Source organism: Salinicola sp., from assembly GCF_982684285.1.
This window is the reverse complement of record NZ_CEXLVS010000303.1, coordinates 1-4,275: the sequence shown is the minus strand read 5'-3', so window position 1 is coordinate 4,275 and position 4,275 is coordinate 1. Positions and strand designations below refer to the sequence as shown.

Annotated in this window: 5 protein-coding genes; 4 read left to right on the top strand and 1 reads right to left on the bottom strand. The window is 65.2% G+C overall.

What is annotated here, in order from left to right:
• The first annotated feature begins 197 nt into the window (after positions 1-197).
• Positions 198-1,781 (top strand): gamma-glutamyltransferase family protein, encoded by a 1,584-nt coding sequence (locus AC3AYF_RS18685; protein ID WP_295036323.1) that lies wholly within the window; start codon positions 198-200, stop codon positions 1,779-1,781.
• Between the two features lie 19 nt (positions 1,782-1,800).
• Here AC3AYF_RS18685 and AC3AYF_RS18680 read toward each other — a convergent pair whose 3' ends face one another.
• On the bottom strand, positions 1,801-2,247 hold the full coding sequence (locus AC3AYF_RS18680) for an Lrp/AsnC family transcriptional regulator (protein ID WP_295036324.1): 447 nt from the start codon (positions 2,245-2,247) through the stop codon (positions 1,801-1,803).
• A gap of 197 nt (positions 2,248-2,444) precedes the next feature.
• On the opposite strand from AC3AYF_RS18680, the gene AC3AYF_RS18675 reads away from it, so the two are divergent.
• From AC3AYF_RS18675 to AC3AYF_RS18665, 3 genes are all read left to right on the top strand, one after another.
• Positions 2,445-2,912, top strand: a complete 468-nt coding sequence (locus AC3AYF_RS18675; RefSeq protein ID WP_295036325.1) for an HIT family protein — start codon at positions 2,445-2,447, stop codon at positions 2,910-2,912.
• Positions 2,913-3,039: 127 nt separating this feature from the next.
• The gene (locus tag AC3AYF_RS18670; protein WP_295036326.1) at positions 3,040-3,663 is read left to right on the top strand and encodes a LemA family protein; all 624 of its coding nucleotides are present in this window, start codon (positions 3,040-3,042) and stop codon (positions 3,661-3,663) included.
• Positions 3,663-4,275 (top strand): TPM domain-containing protein (locus tag AC3AYF_RS18665; RefSeq protein ID WP_487780170.1); only part of this gene is annotated, 613 nt, incomplete at its 3' end. The genes AC3AYF_RS18670 and AC3AYF_RS18665, both read left to right, overlap by 1 nt.

Sequence of the window (4,275 nt, the reverse complement as noted above, 5' to 3'; positions counted from 1 at the left end):
CACAGATCTCCACGCGGGATATCTATGTCGGCGTGCTGCCGTACATCGGCATCCAGTTCCTGACGTTGGCGCTGCTATGCCTGATGCCTGCGCTGGTCACTTGGCTGCCCAAGGCGATCGGCTGGTGATCCGCCAGTGCGGGTGCCCTGTAGCCGGCCTTTCGGTCAATACCTTGAATACAGGGAGCTTCGCGATCCATGCAGAGTAATGCCAAGCCCAGTCGTGGCATGGTCGTCGCGCCTCACTATCTGGCTGCTCAGGCCGGTCGGGATATCCTGCGTGAGGGCGGCAATGCCATCGAGGCAATGGTGGCGGCGGCATCGACCATCGCCACCGTCTATCCGCATATGAACTCGATCGGTGGCGATGGATTCTGGCTCATCTCCGAGCCCGGCAAGACACCGGTCGCCATCGAGGCCTGCGGCGCCGCCGCGCAGTTGGCGGATACGGATTATTACGCGGGATATGCAGGCATTCCCGCCCGCGGCCCGCTGGCCGCATTGACCACAGCGGGGACGGTGGGGGGCTGGGAGATGGCCCTCGAGCATTCGCGCCGCTGGGGGGGCACGTTGCCGCTGTCACGGCTGTTCGAGGCGGCGATCGCCCATGCGCGTCGGGGAGTTCCCGTGACACGGGGGCAGGCGGCACTGACGGCGGCCAAGCTCGGTGAGCTGGCGGACGTTCCCGGGTTTGCCGGCCATCTGCTTAGCGAGGGTGCGGCGCCGCATCAGGGCGAGACGTTTCGTCAACCGACCCTGGCCTCGACCTTCGAACGGCTGGCGCACGCCGGCCTGGGAGATTTCTATCGGGGCGAGCTGGGAATGGCCATGGGCGAGGAGTTGGAGCGATTCGGCAGCCCGCTGCGCCGGGCCGATCTCGCCGGCTACGCGCCGCGGGCGGTCACACCGCTGTCGCTGAGCCTCAAGCAGGGACAGGTGTGGAATCTACCGCCGCCCACGCAAGGCGTCTCCTCACTGATGATCCTGGGGCTCTTCGAGCGCCTGAAAATCGCTGAAGCCGAGGGGTTCGATTACGTTCATGCGCTCGTCGAGTCCACCAAGCAGGCGTTTCTGGTGCGAGATCGGCATGTGACCGATCCTCGCTGGATGGACGTCGACCCACTCGACCTGCTGGCAGACGCCACTCTGGATCGGTTGGCGGCGCGGATCGATCCGGCCCGTGCGCTGGCCTGGCCGCACGCAGGCGAACCTGGCGATACCATCTGGATGGGGTGTATCGACGGTGAGGGGCGGGCGGTGAGCTTCATTCAGAGTACCTTCTGGGAGTTCGGTTCCGGCGTGGTATTACCCTCCACCGGGGTGCTGTGGCAGAACCGGGGGATCGGCTTTTCACTCGATCCGCATGCGCGACAGGCGCTGGTGCCCGGGCGCAAGCCGTTCCACACGCTCAATCCGGCCCTGGCGCGGCTCAACGACGGCCGAACCATGGTCTACGGCACCATGGGCGGTGAAGGGCAGCCGCAGACCCAGTCGGCGGTCTTCACGCGACACGTGGTTTACGGTCAGCCGCTCCAGCAGGCCGTCGATGCGCCGCGCTGGTTGCTGGGAAGAACCTGGGGGGAGGGCACGACGTCACTCAAGCTGGAGTCGCGCTTTGACCCGACGCTGATCGCGGCCTTGCGCCAGGCCGGCCATCAGGTGGATGTCATTGACGCCTACAGCGACACCATGGGGCACGCCGGCGGCATCACTCGTCATGTCGACGGTAGCCTCGAGGGCGGTGCGGATCCGCGCAGCGACGGTAGTGTCGAAAGCGATTGATTGCACGCCCCGGCGGAACTCAGATCTTGGCGCCACCGCGTCCGTGCTTGACGCGGGACATCAGCGTGGTGCAGTTCACCGAGATGACCTCCTGGCGGCCCAGGATATGTTCGCGGGCGAAACGGTCGAAGGTCTCCTGGCTGTCCGTCAGCGTATGCATATGGAGACTGCGAAGATCGCTCATGATGTAGAGGTTGATGACCTCGTGGCACTCCGCCAGCTCGGCTGCCATCGCCTCGATGGCGTAGGGCGCGACCTTCAGGTCGACGAAGGTCGAGATGATCTTGCCGAGCTTCGACGGATTGACCACGGCGGTGAACTGCTCGATGACACCGCTTTCCACCAGCGACTGCACCCGATCGCGAGCGTGGGCCCGTGAAATGTCGAGCTCGCGGGCCATGTCCGCATAGGACATGCGGCCATCCTTGAGCAGCAAGTTGAGCAGGGCGTTATCGAGTTTGTTCATAGCGGGCAGGTGTCGGCGCTTCGGATGGGCCTGACCCAACATACGCTCGCTTAAGACTTTCGGATAGCCCGGGCTTCTCCTCTTCGTTCGCGCGCGGTGACCCGCATTGACGTCGTCCCATGGGTCATGACTAATAGAGGGCTTGCCATTGTCCGGCTATCCGTAGGTCGGCCATCGATGTCACGAGAGGGGCCTTCATGAGTTGCATCTTTTGCGACATCGTCGCCGGTCGTGCGCCGGCCCACCGTATCTGGGAGGACGAATCGCACCTGGCTTTTCTCTCCATCTTCCCCAATACCGAGGGCTTTTCGGTGGTGATCCCCAAGGCGCACCACCCTAGCTACGCCTTCGACCGCGATGACGAGGTCCTGCGCCAGTTGATCGTCGCCACCAAGCAGGTGGCCAGGCGCCTGGATCGGGCGCTGGAGGGCGTGGCCCGCTGCGGCATGTTCTTCGAGGGCTACGGTGTCGACCACCTGCACGCCAAGCTGTTCCCCATGCATGGCACGGGGGACGACGCCGCGTTCAAACCGATCGAGTCCAGGGTCGACAAGTACTTCGATGTCTACGAAGGCTATCTCTCCTCCCATGACTACCGGCGTGCGGACGATGCCGGGCTGGCAGCGCTTGCCGCCCGGATCCGGGCCATCGGCGACGCGGGCTGAGCGGCGGGGAACCGCCTTCCCATGGCGCCGGCCAACCTGTAACTTGGCGTTATCGCCGCCTGGGCCCCCGAGTATTCGGGAACCCCCGTGGCTTCGATTTCCAATCTTCTCCAATCGGGAACTCTTCATGCAGACACCTGTGACCGCCTTGCCCGTCGCCGCCCGTCAACCGTGGCGGTGGCTGTTGCTGCTGGTATTGATGCTGTCGCTCTCCGGCTGCGGCATCAACAACATTCCGACGCTGGACGAGAAGGTGAAGTCGGCCTGGTCCCAGGTCGAGAACCAGTACCAGCGCCGTGCGGATCTGGTGCCCAACCTGGTGGAGACGGTGAAGGGCTTCGCCAGCCAGGAGCGGGAGACGCTGACGGCCGTCGTCGAAGCGCGCGCCAAGGCGACCTCGATCCAGATCGACGCCGATACGCTGAACGATCCCCAGCAACTGCAGCAGTTCCAGCAGGCCCAGAGCCAGCTGACGGGCGCGCTGAGTCGGCTGATGGCGGTTTCCGAGCGCTATCCCGACCTGAAGTCGAACCAGAACTTCCTGGCGCTGCAGTCGCAACTGGAAGGCACCGAGAATCGGATCGCGGTGGCACGTCGCGATTTCATCCAGGCGGTGGAGGCGTACAACACCGAAATCCGGACCTTCCCGGGCAAGATCTGGCATAGCGTGCTCTACAGCGATATGCCGATTCGCGAGAACTTCGAGGCCACCACGGAGAACGCCGACCAGGCGCCCAAGGTGGAGTTCTGATGCGCTGTCCGACGCGGCGAACGTACACGCGCGCCATTTCGCTGACGCTGGGCCTCTGGCTACTGGCCTTCGCGTTGTTCGCCCAGGCGGCCCCGGACTTTCCCGAATTGACCGGGCGCGTGGTCGACAACGCCGATCTGCTCGACGCTTCGACCCGATCCCAACTGACCGGCATGCTGGCGGCCCACGAGGAGGCGACCGGCGAGCAGCTCGTCGTGGTGACGCTGCCGGACCTTCAGGGAGAGGCCATCGAGGATTACGGCTACCAGCTCGGCCGCCACTGGGGCATCGGCCAGCAGGGCGAGGATAACGGCGCACTGCTGATCGTCGCCGTGGACGAACGCGCCGTGCGGATCGAGGTGGGCTATGGCCTGGAGGGCCGGCTGACCGACGCTCGGACCTCCGCGATCATCAACCAGACCATCACCCCGGCGTTCCGCGAGGGGGATTACGCCGGCGGGATCACGGGTGGCGTCCAGGCGATGATCACCGCGCTCGGGGGCGATGCCCAGGCCGAGACGGCTCCGCCGCAACAGCCCGCCCAGCAGGAATCCCGTCACCTGGGCGGTGCCGGGGTCGCCGGCTCACTTGTCGACCCCGACGACCCAAACG

Excerpts from the sequence above, each read along its gene's own strand:
- AC3AYF_RS18685 (WP_295036323.1), top strand. The coding sequence starts at position 198 with ATGCAGAGTAATGCCAAGCCCAGTCGTGGCATGGTCGTCGCGCCTCAC.
- AC3AYF_RS18680 (WP_295036324.1), bottom strand. The coding sequence starts at position 2,247 with ATGAACAAACTCGATAACGCCCTGCTCAACTTGCTGCTCAAGGATGGC.
- AC3AYF_RS18675 (WP_295036325.1), top strand. The coding sequence starts at position 2,445 with ATGAGTTGCATCTTTTGCGACATCGTCGCCGGTCGTGCGCCGGCCCAC.
- AC3AYF_RS18670 (WP_295036326.1), top strand. The coding sequence starts at position 3,040 with ATGCAGACACCTGTGACCGCCTTGCCCGTCGCCGCCCGTCAACCGTGG.